The sequence below is a fragment of the Robinsoniella sp. RHS genome (assembly GCF_001029355.1).
In the GTDB taxonomy this organism is placed as follows: Bacteria; Bacillota; Clostridia; order Lachnospirales; family Lachnospiraceae; genus Robinsoniella; species Robinsoniella peoriensis.
Genome location: NZ_JNGB01000013.1, coordinates 1 through 18,683 on the forward strand (window position 1 = coordinate 1; position 18,683 = coordinate 18,683).

Genomic DNA, 18,683 nt, shown 5'->3' on the forward strand with positions numbered 1-18,683 from the left:
AATTGTGTGGCAGATGGTCAGGGTATGAAGATTACGGATGAAATGTTGAATAAATCTGTTTGGATTAAACTGAAAACTGAAGCTGACGGGAAAGAATTTAAAATTCCTAAAAAAGATGATGCACCGAATGTAACAGCGACAAATGCGTCAGCTAAAGATAAGAAGGATGGTACTTTGACAGTAACAAACCCGGGAAGTGCAGTATACGAGTATCATATTACGGGTGGTGCTTGGGCTGGTATGACGGCTGGTAAAGCTACAGGTTTAGCAGCAGGTTCGTATGAAGTTCGTAAGAAAGCTACTGATACAGCATTTGCAAGTGAGATAGCTGTGGCAAATGTAAATGGATCATATGTTAAGAACATAGCTTTTTCTGACAGGTATTATAAATATACTGATAATGCTCCTAATACTAATGATCCTGTAGAATTAGGTATCAATGTTAGTAATTTTGGAGTTGACGATGTAGTAGTAACAAATATTTCGTTAAATGGTCTAGGCAAAGATGCTTTTGAAATTGCTAATCCAACCCCCAATACGACAGTTAAGGGCGGAAAAGAGGGAGTAGTAAGTACTGTTAAATTTAAACCAGGATTAAATGCAGGAAATTATAAAGCGTCAGTAGTTGTAACGTATGCTAATGGTAAGACAAATTCAGCAGAAATATCTTTTACGGTAAGAGCATTAAAAGTTACTCCATCAATTGATTCCGTTGAATCAAAGACATATGATAAGAGCAAAAATGCAAAAGGAAAACTGAAACTCACACCACCAAACGGTTACAGTTTTGGAAATGACGAACCGACAGCAACAGGAAAATTTGTATTTGACAGTGCTGATGCCGGAACAAAAAAAGCAGTTAGTGTTTCAGATATTAAACTGGGTAGTGGATTTGATAAGAATTACGTATTAAGTTCAACATCTATTAAGAATAAAACAACTTCTGCTAAGATCAACAAAGCGAAAAACACCAAGAAGCCGGAAGACGTAAAAGTTTCTTCTTTTACCTACAATTCAATCACAATGAAGACGGCTTCAGGAGTTGAATACTCCATTGATGATGGTGACAACTGGACCAGCACAGGTTCCTTTAAGAGTTTGAAAGAAAAGACCTCTTATACAATCTTAGCAAGATTCAAAGAATCAACGAATTATGAAGCATCCAAATCTGTATCAGTAGAGCAAACTACATTGCGTAACCCAATTATCAGCAATCCGCAGAATAATAAGGTTACAGGCGTACAGACCACAACCAGTTACAAGACAGGGTCTACTTTAACCTTTACAGCAACGGGAGCGGGATCAGAGATTAAATCTCCATCTCAGTCACCTTCGTTAGATGATGTTAGATATATTCCGGTAAGTTGGACTTCTTATGTGAACGGAACCTGGGATAATAATGCATCTTCTAACAGCGGCAGTTTTAAGTTGAATAGTTCCGGTAGTTATACTTTGTCAGTTTCTTTCCAAAAACAGAAATATGATGGAACAAATTGGGTAAATGAGACATCAACGAAGGATACGAAATCAGTTTCCTACAAAGTTGTAACTTCAACCACAACATCATCTACCAACAAGAATACAACCAATAAGACAGGAGTTAAAACCGGAGATGTAAATCCGATTATGCTGATGGTTATATTACTGGTAGTATCTGGTGCAGTGATCGTGGTATTAGTTGTAAGAACCAGATCCAAACGCAGACAGCACAGAGAATAACTGTGATAATGACAAAAATAGCAGAATAACAAAGTAACAAAAATAAGATAAGAAAAGCTCTCACCGGCAGGTGGGAGCTTTTCTTATCTTATTTTGAAAACAATCTAATAATGTATTTCAATGTGGTTGTCACGGCAATAATCACAATATTCCTGAGGCGGCATTTCATCTGTAACAATATGGTCTACCTGGCTCATAGGGCAGTAGGTCATTAGAGAAAAGTGACCGAATTTAGTATGATCGGCTAACAGGAAATGAGTATGGCTGTTTTCTATCACTGCCTTTTTAACCGTGTATTCTTCTCGGGTTGCATTAGTAAGGCCGTTTGCGATGGTAAGTCCGGTACATGCCATAAATGCTTTCGTAATATTGTAGGTTTTTAAATAGTCAATTACTTCATTACCCACAAATGACAGCGTTTCCCGTTTTAAAGTACCCGGAAGGGAAATCAGGGTCAGATTCGGATAAGGAATTGCTTTCAGGCAGACCTGAACACTATTGGTGATAATGGTACATTCTTTGTGGGAAATATAATCAATCATATTGATACAGGTAGTGCCTGTGTCTATATAAATAATATCTCCGTCTTTGACAAATCCGGCTGCAATTTTGCATATGGCATCTTTCTCGGCAGCGTATTTTGTATGACGTTCTTCAAAAGGAATGACGTCGCTGATTGGCGGAGCCTCTGCTACTGTGACGCCGCCGTAAACTTTCTTAATGGTTCCCTTTTTTACCAGGGTGTCGATATCTCTTCGTATGGTATTTTTCGATACGGCAAATTGTTCGCAAAGCGTATCCAGAGATACCGATTTTTGTTCTAATATGTATTGTTCAATTGAGTCAATTCTTTTTGTACGCATAAGTCCGTTCCCTCTCCTAAATGATGAGTATATTATAGTATATTTTGGGTAAGTTGAAAAGGTATATTTTGTTGAATTTTTACTTTTAAGGGTGTGTATGCCAGAAAATACAAAGTATGTATCTTAATGTTATATAATTTTCAAAAAACGCAACAAATATAGATACAATAAAAAAGGAATAAACCTAAATTAATATCAAAATAAATATTAAATAATGCAAATAGTTAAAAAATTAATATATTATATATTTTAAATACCATTGTGTATCTGATAAATTCTATTAAATTCTTAGTATACCTGATAGTTTTCAATATATTTAAAGTGATTTACATTGATATATAGATTCGAGTTATTTATGTTATACAAGTAGTATGTTTCTGACTTTTTGATAAGAAAATCATGATATAACCAAAATAAAATTAAAAGATCACCAGAAACAATTGACAAGAATATCAAAACATGCTAGGATGAATGCATAAAAATGATCAATACATATCCAAAAAACAAATCAGATGTAATAAGAAGCTATTTAACAGTTATTGAAAAATTATTTAACAATTATTAAACAGTTGATTTGGAGTCATGGGAGGAAAAAAGATGCATTTAAACAGCAGGCAGAAAAAGCAACGGGTGCTGATGATGGTATTTGGAGCATTTGCTATATTTTTTACTGGGTATCCACATATATGGTCCTTATATCAGCCCTATATCCGGGAACTGACGGGATGGACTGAAGGACAGACGTCCATGTGTTTCTATTTGTCTATGTTAACGTTTGTATTTGGAAATATTTTTGGGGGGCGTATTCAGGATAAGTATAATCCGAAGATTGCAATTGCTGCAGGCGGCGGGATTTTTGCGGCAGGTATTTTGTTGTCAGCTTTTTTGATTATTCCATCGCCTTTGCCTATGTATTTTACTTATGGAGTAATGCAGGGATTTGGTCAGGGAATGATGTATACGACCATTCTCTCTACAGCGCAAAAGTGGTTTCCCAATAAACTTGGATTTGCGTCGGGAATTGTAGTTACTGCAAATGGTCTGTGTGGATTTTTTCTTGCTCCAGTCAGCCGGATGATTTTGGCAGAGAGTGGTCCAAAAACTGCGTTTTTAGTGATTGGAAGTGTCATTGCCCTATCCTGGGTTTTGGGCTGCATTTTTATTAAAAATCCTAAACAGGCAGGTGTCAGGCCGTTGAATCAACCGGGATGGGTTGCGGATGGAACGGCAGCTCTAAAATTGCAAAAGCAATATACATCCAAAGAGATGATACGTACCAGAAAGTTTTATTATCTGGTTGCCACAATGCTTTTCGGCCTGATTTCCTATTTTATGATTTCACCGGTTGCGCAGGGAGTGCAGACAGAACGGGGCATCTCGGTGTCCATTGCTGTATCAGCCGTGATGTTTGGTTCTATAATGAATGCTTCAGCAAGATTGTTCCTCCCGTCCATCGCAGATAAAATAGGGAGAGTGAAATGTGTAAAAGGAGTACTTACGGTATCTGTTGCAGCTATGGTGATGCTGGTTTTATCGAAATCTGTGTTTACTACTATTGCAATTGTGCTGATGTATGGCTGCTATGGGGGGATTATGGGGAGTTTCCCGTCGCTGACCAGTTCTATATTTGGACTTGCCCATTCAGGAGAAAACTATGGATTTGTTATGTCAGGAATTGTAATTGCTACCCTTGGGGCACCCTTTGTTGCAAATTTAATCACAGCCAATGGATTTGATACAAACATGGGTTTTATAGTTGGGATAATATGTGCAGCTCTGTCCGTTATGTTTATCATTCTCTTAGAAAGAGAATTGGCCGATAAGAGTACAGGAAAGAATTTGGAAAACGACGAAGAAAAGGAACCAGCAAGGGTGATTACAGCAAAATAGAAATTACAGCAAAATAGAAATTACAGCAAAATAGAAATTGCAGCAAAATAGAAATTACAGCAAAATAGAATTTACGGCAAAATAGAATTTATGCAAAAATTGAAATTATGCCAGAATAGAAATTAGTAACTTGTAAAATTAAAACTATGATAAGGAGGAATCAGAATATGTCATTAGTAAAAATGAAAGACCTTTTAGAAAGAGCAAAGGCGGAAAAAACGGGATGCGGAGCATTCAGTGTGGGAAATATGGAAATGGTAAAAGGTGCCGTACGGGCGGCGGAAGAGACGAATACCCCGATTATACTGCAGATTGCAGAGGTGAGGTTAAAACATTCACCTCTGGAATTAATGGGACCGATGATGGTGCAGGCTGCAAAAGAAGCAAAAGTGGATATAGCGGTGCATCTGGATCATGGTCTGACAATGGAAACAGTGAAAAAGGCATTGGAATTTGGATTTACCTCTGTGATGTTTGACGGTTCTGCCTGCCCGTTTGAAGAAAATATGGCTAAGACAAAAGAGGTCGTGGAGTTAGCCAAAAAATATGAGGCAACAGTAGAAGCTGAACTGGGATTGGTTGGCGGTAGTGAAGATGGAAGCTGTGACCATGGGATTCGCTGCACGGATCCGGAAGATGCAAGGGTTTTCTGTGAAAAAACAGGCGTGGATGCATTGGCAGTAGCAATAGGGAATGCCCATGGCAATTATCCTGTTGCTCCCACACTTGCATTTGATGTTCTGGAGAAAATTCATCAAAATACGAACGTTCCGCTGGTGCTCCATGGAGGAAGCGGCATTACTGACGAAGATTTTCAAAGGGCAATTTCTCTTGGAATCTGCAAAGTAAATATAGCTACGGCGAGCTTTAACAGTCTGATAGAGAAAGTGGAAGCGTATATAGGTACGGATGGAAAACATAATTATTTTGATTTAAATACGGCAATGGAATCTGGGGTGTTTGAGAATGTCAAACGACATATTGAAGTATTTCAAACGATTTATAAAAATAGATGAGACATCTGGAATTTCCGGATGGAGTACCAGAGCGTGTTTGAAATTCATTCTCGCCATCTGCACGCCCCACTTTGCGGCATATTTGCCCCGGTTTCAGGTTATGTAGCCTGCTACGTGCCCTTTATCCGGGACAAATCTCCCACAAACTGTGACGTACGGCTGTCAGAAAGTAATTTCAGAACACGCTCTAGGTAATTAAATGAATCTCCACTTGTTTACCTGCCGGATATTCGATATAATAAAAAAAGACAAAGAGAGAGGCAGGAAAGTTATTTCAACCTCTCTTTTCTATATAAAAATGGTTTGGCGGGGTAAGATGTATGAAGAAAACAGGGATTCTCTTTTTGGGGGTATTGTGTATGGTACTATTAGCTGGATGCAGTAACCGACAAGAGACAGTTTCGAAAAACGATGCTTATGTGATTGGCGTTGTTACCAAATCAAGAGACAGTGAGTATTGGATGTCGGTCTGTTCCGGTATGGAAAAAGCAGCTGATGAGGAAGGAGTCTCCGTTTTGATTGTTTCGCCGGATACGGAAACGGATGCCGTGCTTCAGAAGAAAATGATTCAGGACCTTCTGGATAAAAAGGTGGATGCATTGGCGGTGTCTCCTATTGATTCCTACAGTAATGCAGATTATATTAAAAAAGCAAATGAGATGGGGATACCGGTTTTTGCATATGACACGCAGATAGCGGATGCCGAGGTGCCTTATATTGGGATTGATAATGAAAAAACCGGATGGGAGCTTGGGAAATATATGGCAAAACAGCTTCATAATAAGGGGAAAGTTGGCATTATTTCCGGGGATTTGAAACAGATGGCACATGCTGGCAGAATCAAGGGATTTGAGGAATACATACAGAAAAATACAGATATTCAGGTGGCATTTGTGGAAAGCGGGTATAGTAATCTTCAGATGTCCGAACGGGAAATAACCAGGCTTATGAATGAAAATCCGGATATTTCCGGCATTCTTGCTACCAGCGCCGTGACTGCCCTGGGTATTATGGAGTATATGAAAGGAAGTCCAGTAGCCATTGTAACGGTGGATGCTCAGGAGGATGCCATTGAGGCGGTGAAAAACGGTGGGATAGCGGCACTTGCATCCCAGTCCGGTTATGAGATTGGGGAGGAGACCGTCCGGTATATCGTCAATCATAAAAAGGGAAGTGACCAGGAGGATCAGAAGATACTTCCGGTAGAAGTTATAACAAATGAAAATGTAGAAGATTATCAAAAAATAAAAGAAACATCATCATAATATATGCATACCTAAAAATAAGACACAAAAATATAGAAATATTACAACAAGATAATTATCAGATTCTGGATCTGGTAAAATATATGCATACCTAATTAAAGACCCATAAAAATAACATACAAATCTAAAAATTCCCTTACTGGAAAATCTTTTGATATCAGCTAGAATATAGACATCAGATGGAGAAAGAAAGGCGGTAAGGAAATGTTATTTACGGTATTTAGTTTTTTATTTTGTATGGTTTTAGTGGGGGTTTATGTTGTAAAACAAACAAGAAAGTCAAGCCTGGATACACAGGATGGTTACTTCCTGGCAGGCAGATCACTCACCGCTCCAGTGATTGCAAGTTCGATTATTTTGACAAACCTGTCTACAGAACAGTTAATCGGACAAAGCGGTCAGGCATATGCAGCGAATATGGGGCCTATGGCATGGGAAGCTACTTCCTGTATCGCAACTATTTTCCTGGCAGCGCTCTTTCTGCCAAGGTATCTTAAGGCGGGTATTACAACGATACCAGAGTTCTTAGAAAAAAGGTATGATGGAAGGGTAAAGAGAATTGTCTCTGTATTATTTCTTCTGGGTTACTTATTCTGCTATCTGCCTACTGTATTGTATTCCGGGGCGCTGGTATTTAATCAGATTTTCGGAATTGATAAAATGCTGGGAAGTTCCCAGTTTATGGGTGTGGTAGTTACAGCTACGGCTTTGGGCATTATTGGAGCCACTTATGCTGTTATCGGCGGTTTGAAAGCATCTGCATCCGCAGACAGTATCTTTGGGGTTGGATTAATTATTGGCGGGTTTATGATTCCGCTATTAGGTCTGGCGTCTCTTGGAGGAGGAAATCCGCTGGTAGGAATCCAGCATTTGATTGAATTGATTCCAGCTGAAAAATTTAATGCGATCAATCCTGCAAATGCACAGGCGCCTATGGTTCCGTGGCCATTGCTCTTCACAGGTATGCTGTTTAATAACTTGTTTTACTGGTGTACCAATCAATCTATTATTCAGAGAGCGCTTGCAGCAAAGAATTTAAAAGAAGCACAAAAAGGAGCTTTGCTGGCTGGAGCATTCAAGCTGCTGACACCACTCTTCATTACCTTCTGCGGCATTATAGCATATGGAAAATTCGGAACGACACTTACTAATTCCGATCTGGCATATCCAATGCTGGTTTTAGATGTATTACCGAAAGCATTACTGGGATTCTTTGCAGCGGTATTATTCGGTGCAATCTTAAGCTCCTTTAACGGCGCATTGAATGGTTCCATTGCCATGTACACACTGGATATACATAAACCATTATTTAATCCGGATGCAACGGATAAAGACCTGGTTAAAATAGGAAGGCGGTTCGGTTTCGGACTGGCAGCACTTTCCATCGTAGTAGCACCTCTGGTAAGTTTTGCACCTACCGGACTATATGATTTCCTTCAGTCTTGTTTTGGATTTTATAATATGCCAATTCTGGCTGCGGTGATCGTGGGAATTTTCTCAAAAAAGGTTCCGGCATCAGCACCGAAAATTGTTTTGATTTCACATGTTATCTTATATAGTATTTCAAAGTTTTTGCCATTGAATGTCCATTATTTATATATCTTAAGCGTATTGTTCATCATCGATGTGCTGGTATTACTGTTTATAGGAAAGATTCATCCAAGAGAAACGGATTTTGTCCTGGAGGATGTAAAAGCGGTAGATTTAACGCCCTGGAAACATATTAAAGCGGCATCTGTATTCTGCGTGGCAGGGCTTGTAGTATTATATATTATCTTCTCCCCGCTGGGACTTGGAAAATAGTGAAAAACAATAACATGAAAAGAAGAGAGGTATCATTTATGAAAAAAATTAAAGTTGGAATTGCAGGTTTGGGAAGGTTAGGAAAAGTACATGCAGAAAATCTGGCATTTAAGATTCCTAATGCAGAATTGACGGCAGCATGTTCCATTATGCCGGCGGAACTTGATTATGCAAAAGAAGTGCTGGGTGTGGAAGATGTGTACAGCGATTACCGGGAGATGCTGGCAAAGGCGGATATTGATGCGGTTGCAATTGTTACAACCAGCGGAGAGCACTGCTGGCAGATAGAAGCAGCGTTAGATGCGGGAAAACATGTATTTTCCGATAAACCTCTGGGGGTAAATGTGGAGGAATGCCGTATAGCGGAAAAGGCTGTGGAACGCCATCCGGAGCTTGCGTTTTTCCTGGGATTCATGAGAAGATTTGATCCATCTTATGCCTATGCTAAGAAAAAGATAGAAGAAGGAGCAATAGGTACTCCTTATATGGTAAAAGCAACCGGTATCGACCCGGAAGCACTGGTAGACGGGGCAATCAGATTTGCTGCAACAAGCGGTGGTATTTTTATTGACATGGCAATTCATGATATTGATTTGATGCGCTGGTTCCTGGGCTCTGATCCGGTAGAAGTCTATGCCACAGGATCTACCTTTAAGCATCCGGAGTTTAGAGAAGCAGGCGATGATGAAACAGGTGTGGCAATGTATAAATGTGAAAATGGTGCTGTTGGTTTCGTGCATGTGGGGCGTACCGCACCTCACGGGTATCACGTAGAAACGGAAATCATCGGAACTGAAGGATCTATCCGAGTAAGCCCTGTTCCTGCTAAGAACCTGTGTATGATTTATAATAACCAGGGTGTGGTTCAGGAATGTGTCAGCGGATTTCCGGAGCGATTTGCCGAATCCTACCGCCTGGAAATGGAAGACTTTATTAACTGCGTGCAAAACGGAGTGAAGCCGGAAGTAACCGTATATGACGGGACGAAATCTACACAGATCGGATTTGCCACAACAGAAGCTTACCGCCAGGGTGGCATTGTAAAGATAGAATATTAGTCGGGTTTGTTAAAGCCCCGGCCCTCTGGGGACGGGGCTTAGAGCGTGTTTTAGAAAGCAATTTTAAACACTTTATATAGCCTGTTTGAAAATTTTATGTATAAATCTGTACGTCCTGCTTTTTGTAGGAATGCGCCAAATTTAGTCAGAGCAGCCCGCTGTGCCTCCTAAATTGCCGTATCACTCACAGAAAGCGGATCGTGCTCCGGGAAAAGGGGTATCTATGATTCACAGTATACGCAGCAAAATCCTGTTGGCAATCGTCGGCATTACTCTGATTACGGCGTTGTCTATTACCATCGCCTTTTATTTTAAATCTGCTGATATGGTGGAAGATAATTATGGGAAGAACCTGTATGGGCGGATGGAGCAATTGGGGAATGTGTTTGATGATTCGCTGAAAGAGATCTACTATATTACGGTACAGGCTTCCTGCGACGGGGAAATGAAACAGCAGATTCAGGAATTTCAGAGGACTGGGAAGGAACTGGTTCTGGAAGATATCGCATCCACGCTTAAGACATATAAACGGCGTTACAGCGATATTGGTTCGGTTTATTTAGTGCTGCCGAATGAGGGGATTATTGTCACCTCTCAGGATTATCCCATCTATGAAAAACAGCTTCCTGAGAAAAAGACAGGTGAGATTGCACAGGCAGTATTTGCCGGGAGTATGCCTGCCATTGTGCAGGATCCGCTCAGATCATCGTCTAATTTTTTATCTTATATGGACACGGTGGAAGATGAAGAAGGGAAAATACTGGGCTATATAATGGTTAATGTGGAAGAACGGACGATCTTCTATAAATATCTGGACGGGCTTTATGCACAGAAAACTACCCTTGCCATGATTTTAAATGAACAGGGGGGGATTGTATCTTCTCAAAATGCAGAAGATATGGGAAAGATTTATGAAAGTAAAGATTTTAACGTCTTATACAAAAATGGGTTTGCAAACAGCGGTGATAACAGTAAGCTGGGGGTTTTTTATAAAGGGACTTTCAGCGGCTACCAGTTTTTAATGGTAGTGGCCAGAAGTGAGATTCTAAAGGATCTGAATCAGCTGAAATACTTTCTGGCGGTGTTTTTAGCCATATTTGTACTGGCGGCAGTATTTATTGCCTACTTTATAACAAAGGCCATGTATAAGCCGCTTAAATGCCTTACAAATACTATGAAAGAAGTCAGCGGCGGAGAGCTGGATAAAAGAGCTGCAATTAATACAAACGATGAAATCGGTGAATTGTCCGGAAATTTTAACAGCATGCTGGATCATATTAATGAACTGATCGGTCAGCTGGTGAAAGAAGAAATGCTGAAAAAGGATGCGGAACTGGAAGCGCTGCAATATCAGATTACACCGCATTTTATGTATAATACTTTGAATTCCATCAAGTATGCGGCGCTGCTGAAGGGAGAAAAAGAGCTGGGCGCAATGATCAGTGATTTTGTTGAATTACTGCAGGCAAGTATTAATAAAAAAGGGACATTTATCACAGTTGCGGATGAACTGCATATCCTGGAAAATTATATCCGGCTGCAGGAATTCCGATATGAAGGGAATTTTGCGGTAGATTATCAAATAGAGCCGGAAGCAAACGGGTGTTTTGTACCAAGGCTGTTATTGCAGCCTATGGTGGAAAATGCTCTGCTCCACGGTCTGGATATGAAAAATACGGACAGCAGGATTGTGATACGCGCAAGAGTTGATAATGAGCGGCTTTATCTGGAGGTGGAGGATAACGGCAGAGGCATGACACAGGAGCAGATGAAAATACTGCTGACACAAAAGGCAAGGAAGACAAGCGGATTAAGCAGCATTGGTGTGGCGAATGTGAGAGACCGTCTGGAATTGTATTACGGGGAAAAGGGCGGAATTTCTTATGAAAGCAGCGGACATGGAACGAAAGCATGTCTCTTTCTTCCAGCATACAGAGAGGCGAATGAATACTCTGTTTAATCCCAAATTAGAAACAGGACAGATAATAACACGCAGTGGCAAAAGGAGTGGTGTGGGATGTTTCGTACAGTAATAGTAGATGATGATTTTTTAGTCAGGACATATTTAAAACAGCTGGAAGCCTGGAAGCGGGCAGGTTATGAGATCATAGGCGATGTGCGGGATGGAGAAGAGGCACTTGGCCTGATAGAAAAGTCTTTTCCGGATGTGGTAGTAACGGATATTTCCATGCCCCTTATGGATGGAATTGAACTAATCAGAAGAATTCGGGAAAGAGACAGGGAAATATATATTATTGTGTTAAGCTGTCATGACGATTTTAATTATGTAAAAGAAGCCATGAAGCTTGGGGCAAATGAATATGTGCTGAAAAATTCCCTGGATGAAGAATCTCTGTATGAGCTTTTGGAAAATGCTAAACACCAGATGAAACATATGAGAGTAAGGCTGGATGAACGGGAACGGACCAGAAAGCTGATCAAAATGGGCAGCCATTCCCTGAAGTATCACTTTTTTAACCAGTTATTGTCAGGAACAATGTCATTGGAGGAAAGGGAGAAACAGAGGCTGGAGGCAGGAATTAACGGGAAGTTTATCAACAGTGCGGTAATCAATATGTTTATTCCGGACTGGGCGGGGGTAAAAGCACAATTGACGCCCCTGGAGGCGGATCAGTACAGTCAGATGTTCTTGCATACGCTGACGGAACAGCTGGAGCTGCTTCTTGGTACAGAGAGTGCCTACGTGGAAGAAATCTATTTAGGGGAAGGTGTCTTCTGCTGCTTTTTGGATTTATCCGCAATGTGCAGAAGCAGCCTGATGAAACAGAAGCTTACCAGTGTGGCTTCCGCCTGTTTTAAGTGCTGTAAACAGGAACCTTACGGGTATGCGGTAGGTGTGAGCAATATCTGTATTGGTGAAGATGGGATCCGCCAGGCATACCAGCAGGCAAGGGAAATGATTAAGCTGAAATTCTACGAGGACAATGACATCCTGTATTTTGACGGTGCAAAAACAATAGCCAGACAAATGCCGGAGGAAGCTAATAAGCTTCTGGAAGATATTCCCCGGATCATTGCCGGAAAAAAACAAGACGAACTACAGAACTCCTTTGAAAAGGTCATTGAAGCATGCCGAAAGAATTGTGCAGACAGTAAAGCGGTGGTGCACTGGCTGAAAAGCCTGGACGGTAAAGTGAAGCTGGAAAGAACGTCGGATGAATATGCAGCAATTATCAAAATTGAAAATCTTCGAAAAATCTGTGAGGATTATTGCAGGCGTTTGTTTTCAGACCATACAAAAGCGATTCCGAAAAATGTCAGTGCAGTTATAAAGCAGGCTTTGGAATATATACACGACCATTACCGTCATCAGATAGGACTGGGCGATGTGGCAGATGCGGCAGGAGTAAATCATGCGTACCTCAGTTATCTTTTTAAACAGGAAATGGGAATCGGATTCTCTAACTATCTTCTGGATTGCCGTATGGAATGTGCCAGGGAATTGCTGCGGGATACCGGATGCAAGATTAAAGAAGTGGCGGAACAATCCGGTTTCAATGATTACCATTATTTTTCAAAAGCGTTTAAAAAGCTTAATGACTGCAGCCCTGCAGATTACCGGAAGAATTGCAGCGGGCGAATTTGAATAGCAGATACCGGTAAGATGACAGGCAATGCAGGGCATCGTCCGTCCAGACTTTATATGCCGAAATGAAGGCGTTAATTCCCACTTGTCAAAACATATATTTTAGTCTATAATAAAAGAAAAAATGCGTGCATGTAACGCAAAACGCGGGCGTGAGTAAAAAAGTATATGAAAAAGGACGGATTGAGGGAAAATTATGGCAGGAACGATACAACAGATTGCAGACCTGGCGGGTGTCTCCAGAGGGACGGTGGACAGGGCGCTTAACAATCGTGGCAGGATTAAGCCTGAGGTTGCAGCAAAAATAAAAGAGATAGCCGATGAACTGGGCTATCAGTCTAACAGGGGGTTCAGAAACCCTGACAAAGGACAGCTGAAATTAAAAATAGGCATTGTGACGCATTTATCTAAGTCTTCTTTTATGATTCAGGTAAACAAGGGCATTAGCCAGGCAGCAGAGGAACTCCTGGAGCGGGGCGTGGAGATTCTTCTGCGGGACAGTGTCATCATTGACGAAAAGGCACAGCTTCAGGCGATCGAAGAACTGGAAGCACTGGGAATTGATGGTCTGGCTATTATGCCGGTAGAATGTGACCTGATCCGGACGAAGATCAATCAGCTGACCGAAGAAAAGCACATTCCGGTCATTACTTTTAATTCGGATATAGTAGGGACGAAACGATGCTGCTTCGTCGGCCTGGATAACAGAAGAAGTGGTTATACGGCAGCAGGGCTTATGGGGATGCTCACCGGGAAAAAAGGTAAGATTCTGATTATTACAGGATATTTTACAAATAGTGTAAACAGTCTGCGTGTGGAAGGTTTTATAGAAGAGACGAAGCGTTCATTTCCGAATATGGAGCTGTTAGGTGTACAAAGCAGTTTTGACGAGGCACAGGAGGTAGAACGCATTATAGAAAACACCCTTTCTATGGTGCCGGATCTCGCAGGAATCTTTGTAGCATCCGGTGGGCAGGCGGGTGTGCGGCAGGCATTTGAAAAATTAAATTCCAAGCGCAGGCCTTATGTAATTATCTACGATTTAACACCGCGCAATGAAAAGGCGCTGCTGGAAGATGATGTAGATTTCCTGATTGACCAGGAAGGATATGAACAGGGTTACCGCCCGCCGTTTTTGCTGTATGATATGATTGTAAAGGGTGGATCTGCAGACCGGGAATTCGTTTATACGGATATCAATATCAAAACAAAATATAATTTATAATTAGGAAAAAGGGCGTTATGTTCTCTCTTGGCGAAGGAGGACATAGCGTCCTTTATCAATGGTTTAGAGCTGCAGTGTACGCTTTCAGTTTTGTTAGCCGAGTAAAGACGCTTTGTAGATGTAGGTAGTGTACGGAAAGAGAAGGGGACGGACCAGGACATTGGTTTGGAAGGCTTACCGCAGAACTGGCATTTTCTAACCTTCCCGGAATACTTTTTGGCGGCACGCGGGCATTCGCTCCGAAATCCTGATGCATTTCGCAGCTCACTGCCCGCTTACAATCCGATGGGAGCCGTCGAATTGTATCCGCCAAAAAGCACTCCGGGAAGGTAAGTAAATGCTCAGCTCTGCTATACGCCTTCCAAACCAATGTCCTGGTCCGTCCCCTTCTCTTTCCGAGATAGCATTCGTTGATACAAAGCTGGTTTTCTCAGCATGATGGGACCCCTGGGGTTGTGGGATGCTGAACGCGACTGGCGTAAAGCAACTGATCTTGAGAACGGAATTTGTTTTTCATTCTGTAACCAGAAAAACGAACAAACTTTCATCTTCTCTTACACAAACAGCCGAAACATACTGCGCAGCATCCAATAAAGAACAGCCTGCCACAGCCCAGGGGTTCCACCCTGCTGAGAAAACCAGCTTTGTGGCAGTAAACTGAATCTCGGAAAGATGGGAGTGGGAAACTGGTATGGACGGAGGAAGCGTAGAGCAGAGCTGAGTATTTACTTACCTTTCCGGAGTGTTTTTTGGCGGATAGTATTCGACTGGCTCCCATCGGATACTAAGCGGGCAGTGAGCTGCGAAATGTATCAGGATTTCGGAGCGAATGCCCGCGTGCCGCCAAAAAGCGCTTCGGAAAGGTTAGAAAATACCAGTTCTGCGGCCAGCTGACGGAGTCCATACCAGTTTCCCACTCCCATCTTTCCGAGCACTACCTATAACTACAAAGCGTCCCCTTCCTCAGCAAAACCCAAATAAAGTAATTAAGATCTAATTTGCGTGCAAATGCGTGCGATAATCTTTGTGAAAACGTTACAAATATATGAATAGAAAATTGTACAATACAGGGAAAGTACTGTAATGACTCAGAAATAGCTTGCACGCAATAAAAGTGTGTGCTATCATGAGTACATGAGAGAAAAGCGTGCTAAAGAACGCAAGAAAAGAAAAACTGTAAATGGAACGCGGAGTGGAAGCGGTTTCCGATCTGCGTTGAAATTCAAGTATGAGGTGAATGGAATGAAGTATGTTAAGTTTGATGAATCAAGACCAATGGATCTAGTACTGTTAGGGCGAGTGGCAATTGACTTTAATCCGGTGGATTATTTTCATCCATTATCGGAATCTACCACATTTAAAAAGTACGTAGGAGGTTCTCCTGCGAATATCGCAGTAGGCGTTACGAGACATGGCAAGAAAGTTGGATTTATCGGAAAAGTGTCTGATGACCAGTTCGGTGATTACGTTACGGAGTTTTTTAATAAAGAAGGAATTGATACTTCACACATTACAAGATGTACAAACGGAGAAAAACTGGGTCTCACATTTACAGAAATTCTTTCTCCTGACGAAAGCAGCATTTTGATGTACCGCAACTGCATTGCAGATCTTCAGCTGTCGGTGGATGATGTGGATGAAGAATACATAAAGAACGCAAAGGCAATTTTAATCTCCGGTACCGCCCTTGCACAGAGCCCCTCCAGGGAAGCTGCATTAAAAGCAGTGATGCTGGCAAAGAAAAACGGAACTGTTGTAGTCTTTGATATTGATTATCGTGAATATAACTGGAAGAACAGTGATGAAATTTCCATTTACTATGCTTGTGTGGCAAAAGAAGCGGATATTATTCTGGGATCCAGGGAAGAATTTGACCTGACAGAAAAGCTGATACAGCCGGGAAGAGATGATAAGACAACGGCACAAAGCTGGCAGAATGAAAATGCGAAGATCGTGGTCATCAAGCACGGCAGAAAAGGTTCCACAGCTTATACGAACGATGGCAACAGCTATAGTATTAAACCATTTCCAGTTACTGCACTGAAATCATTCGGCGGCGGAGACGGTTATGCATCCGGATTTTTGTATGGCATTTTTGAAGGATGGGATATGATCGAATGTCTGGAATTTGGAAGTGCAGAAGCAGCGATGATGGTACGCAGCCATTCCTGCTCCGAAGAACTCCCGAATCCCGATGAAGTTAAGAAGTTTATAAAAGAAACAAAAGACCAGTACGGTGAAATGATTGCAAGAGTATAAGGAGGCGGATAGGAAATGGAATATACAAAGATGACGGTTGCGCAGGCATTGGTAAAATTCCTGGATAACCAGTATGTAGAATTTGATGGAGTGGAAACAAAGTTTGTAGAAGGTATCTTTACAATTTTCGGACATGGAATTGCCGTTGGTTTAGGCCAGGCGTTAGATGAGAATCCCGGAGATCTGAAGGTATTCCAGGGCAGAAACGAGCAGGGAATGTGTCATGTGGCTACTGCATTTGCGAAACAGCACAATAGAAGAAAAATTATTCCCTGTGCATCGTCCGTGGGACCGGGAGCTGCAAATATGGTGACGGCAGCAGCTACCGCTACTGTGAATAATATTCCGCTGCTGGTATTTCCGGCAGATACCTTTGCCAACAGACAGCCCGATCCGGTACTGCAGCAGTTAGAGCAGAGCAGCAGTTTATCTATCACAACCAATGATGCATTTAAGCCTGTGTGTAAATACTGGGACCGCATTGTCCGTCCGGAACAGCTGATGACAGCAATGATTAATGCCATGCGTGTATTGACGGACCCGGCTGAAACAGGTGCTGTATGTATCGGAATCTGTCAGGATGTGGAAGGCGAATCTTATGAGTACCCGGAATATTTTTTCCAGAAGAGGGTACACAGAATTACAAGGCCGGTGGCAGTGGAAGAAGAAGTAGAAGATCTGGCAGCGATTATTGCCGGAGCTAAAAAACCGCTGATTGTGGTTGGCGGCGGCGTAAAATATTCAGAAGCAGGCGAAACAGTTGAAAAATTCTGTGAAGAATTCAACATTCCGTTTGGTGAGAGTCAGGCAGGAAAAAGTGCCTGTAAATCCAGTCACCAGTACTGTCTTGGAGGAATTGGCGTAACCGGCACACTGGCTTCCAATACCATTGCAGAAGACGCAGATGCCGTGATTGCAATCGGAACCAGATTATCTGATTTTACAACCGGTTCCAAGAACCAGTTTAAGAATCCGGATGTGAAGGTTGTGACTATCAATAACAATAAATTCCATGCTTATAAATTGGATGCGGTAAAAGCTGTTGGGGATGCAAAAGTAACCCTGGAGGCGCTGTCACAGAAACTGAGGGAACGCAATTATAAATCCGCTTATACGACAGAGATAACAGATGCAAAAGCTGCATGGGACAAAGAAATGGAACATTTGGCAAAATATGCATATGACGATCAGTTTGAACCTATGGTAAAAGCCAGAGACCCAAGAACGATTCCGGAATTCGTAGAACTGACCGGCGGGGTAATTACCCAGACTGCTGCGTTGTGTGCAATTCGGGAGGTAATCCCGGAGGATGCAACCATTATAACGGCAGGGGGCAGCCTTCCAAGCTGTATGCAGAGAATCTGGACTACCGATAAAAGAGGCGGCTACCATGCGGAATACGGATACTCCTGTATGGGATATGAAGTGGCAGCGGCTCTTGGTGTAAAACTGGCTGAGCCGGATAAAGAAGTATATACGGTTGTGGGAGATGCTTCGTTCCAGATGCTGCACAGTGAAATTATGACCGCTATGCAGGAAAGAGCCAAAATCAATATCCTGGTATTTGACAATTGTGGATTTGGTTGTATCAACAATCTGCAAATGAATAATGGCATTGGAAGCATTGGCACAGAATTCCGCTACCGGGATACGAATAATGAAACAAAAGGAAACCTGATTCCGGTAAGTTATGCAAAAGTTGCAGAAGGTTATGGCCTGAAAACTTACACCGTTAAGACAATTGATGAATTAAAAGCTGCTTTGGAAGATGCAAAAAACCAGGATAATGCAGTCCTGATTGACTTAAAAGTAATTCCAAAGACTATGACGGACGGTTACAAGTCTTGGTGGAATGTAGGTCTTGCAAGCACTTCCGGGATGGAAAGTGTGCAGGAAAAGTATACGGAACTGGAAGCAGAGAGATATAAAGCCAGACGATATTAAAATTACCGTAAAGGTTTTGTACCAGCAAAATTAA

General features: G+C 41.7%; 13 protein-coding genes. 12 read left to right on the forward strand and 1 reads right to left on the reverse strand.

Translation table 11 applies throughout. The features are described from left to right. On the forward strand, positions 1-1,719 hold a 1,719-nt coding region (locus RHS_RS06215), incomplete at its 5' end, for a YDG domain-containing protein (RefSeq protein ID WP_047832654.1). Between the two features lie 104 nt (positions 1,720-1,823). On the opposite strand, the gene RHS_RS06220 is transcribed toward RHS_RS06215, so the two are convergent. Then, the gene (locus RHS_RS06220; RefSeq protein WP_027296980.1) at positions 1,824-2,582 is read right to left on the reverse strand and encodes a DeoR/GlpR family DNA-binding transcription regulator; all 759 of its coding nucleotides are present in this window, start codon (positions 2,580-2,582) and stop codon (positions 1,824-1,826) included. 597 nt (positions 2,583-3,179) lie between these two features. Here RHS_RS06220 and RHS_RS06225 point away from each other — a divergent pair. The 11 genes from RHS_RS06225 (at position 3,180) to iolD (ending at position 18,649) form a co-directional block, all read left to right on the forward strand. Then, positions 3,180-4,472: an MFS transporter gene (locus RHS_RS06225; protein ID WP_047832655.1), complete on the forward strand. Its 1,293-nt coding sequence runs from the start codon at positions 3,180-3,182 to the stop codon at positions 4,470-4,472. Between the two features lie 167 nt (positions 4,473-4,639). Further along, entirely contained in the window at positions 4,640-5,488 is an 849-nt protein-coding gene (locus RHS_RS06230; RefSeq protein WP_027296982.1) for a class II fructose-bisphosphate aldolase, read from the forward strand. A gap of 18 nt (positions 5,489-5,506) precedes the next feature. Continuing rightward, on the forward strand, positions 5,507-5,683 hold the full coding sequence (locus RHS_RS30325; protein WP_334295889.1) for a DUF6783 domain-containing protein: 177 nt from the start codon (positions 5,507-5,509) through the stop codon (positions 5,681-5,683). Between the two features lie 164 nt (positions 5,684-5,847). Next, entirely contained in the window at positions 5,848-6,753 is a 906-nt protein-coding gene (locus RHS_RS06235; protein ID WP_243133092.1) for a substrate-binding domain-containing protein, read from the forward strand. Between the two features lie 204 nt (positions 6,754-6,957). Beyond that, entirely contained in the window at positions 6,958-8,556 is a 1,599-nt protein-coding gene (locus RHS_RS06240; RefSeq protein WP_047832657.1) for a solute:sodium symporter family transporter, read from the forward strand. Positions 8,557-8,594: 38 nt separating this feature from the next. Beyond that, positions 8,595-9,614, forward strand: a complete 1,020-nt coding sequence (locus tag RHS_RS06245; protein WP_047832658.1) for a Gfo/Idh/MocA family oxidoreductase — start codon at positions 8,595-8,597, stop codon at positions 9,612-9,614. 223 nt (positions 9,615-9,837) lie between these two features. Beyond that, a complete protein-coding gene (locus RHS_RS06250) occupies positions 9,838-11,574 on the forward strand; it encodes a histidine kinase (RefSeq protein WP_047832659.1) in 1,737 nt (578 codons plus the stop codon). A gap of 57 nt (positions 11,575-11,631) precedes the next feature. Further along, the gene (locus tag RHS_RS06255; protein ID WP_047832660.1) at positions 11,632-13,221 is read left to right on the forward strand and encodes a response regulator; all 1,590 of its coding nucleotides are present in this window, start codon (positions 11,632-11,634) and stop codon (positions 13,219-13,221) included. A 196-nt stretch (positions 13,222-13,417) separates the two neighbouring features. Continuing rightward, positions 13,418-14,446 (forward strand): LacI family DNA-binding transcriptional regulator, encoded by a 1,029-nt coding sequence (locus RHS_RS06260; protein WP_047832661.1) that lies wholly within the window; start codon positions 13,418-13,420, stop codon positions 14,444-14,446. Between the two features lie 1,242 nt (positions 14,447-15,688). Next, complete coding sequence (gene iolC / locus RHS_RS06270; protein WP_027296989.1) at positions 15,689-16,705, forward strand: 5-dehydro-2-deoxygluconokinase; 1,017 nt, start codon at positions 15,689-15,691, stop codon at positions 16,703-16,705. A 15-nt stretch (positions 16,706-16,720) separates the two neighbouring features. Next, entirely contained in the window at positions 16,721-18,649 is a 1,929-nt protein-coding gene (iolD, locus tag RHS_RS06275; protein WP_027296990.1) for a 3D-(3,5/4)-trihydroxycyclohexane-1,2-dione acylhydrolase (decyclizing), read from the forward strand. Positions 18,650-18,683: the final 34 nt, after the last annotated feature.

Excerpts from the sequence above, each read along its gene's own strand:
- RHS_RS06220 (WP_027296980.1), bottom strand. The coding sequence starts at position 2,582 with ATGCGTACAAAAAGAATTGACTCAATTGAACAATACATATTAGAACAA.
- RHS_RS06225 (WP_047832655.1), top strand. The coding sequence starts at position 3,180 with ATGCATTTAAACAGCAGGCAGAAAAAGCAACGGGTGCTGATGATGGTA.
- RHS_RS06230 (WP_027296982.1), top strand. The coding sequence starts at position 4,640 with ATGTCATTAGTAAAAATGAAAGACCTTTTAGAAAGAGCAAAGGCGGAA.
- RHS_RS30325 (WP_334295889.1), top strand. The coding sequence starts at position 5,507 with ATGGAGTACCAGAGCGTGTTTGAAATTCATTCTCGCCATCTGCACGCC.
- RHS_RS06235 (WP_243133092.1), top strand. The coding sequence starts at position 5,848 with ATGGTACTATTAGCTGGATGCAGTAACCGACAAGAGACAGTTTCGAAA.
- RHS_RS06240 (WP_047832657.1), top strand. The coding sequence starts at position 6,958 with ATGTTATTTACGGTATTTAGTTTTTTATTTTGTATGGTTTTAGTGGGG.
- RHS_RS06245 (WP_047832658.1), top strand. The coding sequence starts at position 8,595 with ATGAAAAAAATTAAAGTTGGAATTGCAGGTTTGGGAAGGTTAGGAAAA.
- RHS_RS06250 (WP_047832659.1), top strand. The coding sequence starts at position 9,838 with ATGATTCACAGTATACGCAGCAAAATCCTGTTGGCAATCGTCGGCATT.
- RHS_RS06255 (WP_047832660.1), top strand. The coding sequence starts at position 11,632 with ATGTTTCGTACAGTAATAGTAGATGATGATTTTTTAGTCAGGACATAT.
- RHS_RS06260 (WP_047832661.1), top strand. The coding sequence starts at position 13,418 with ATGGCAGGAACGATACAACAGATTGCAGACCTGGCGGGTGTCTCCAGA.
- iolC (WP_027296989.1), top strand. The coding sequence starts at position 15,689 with ATGAAGTATGTTAAGTTTGATGAATCAAGACCAATGGATCTAGTACTG.
- iolD (WP_027296990.1), top strand. The coding sequence starts at position 16,721 with ATGGAATATACAAAGATGACGGTTGCGCAGGCATTGGTAAAATTCCTG.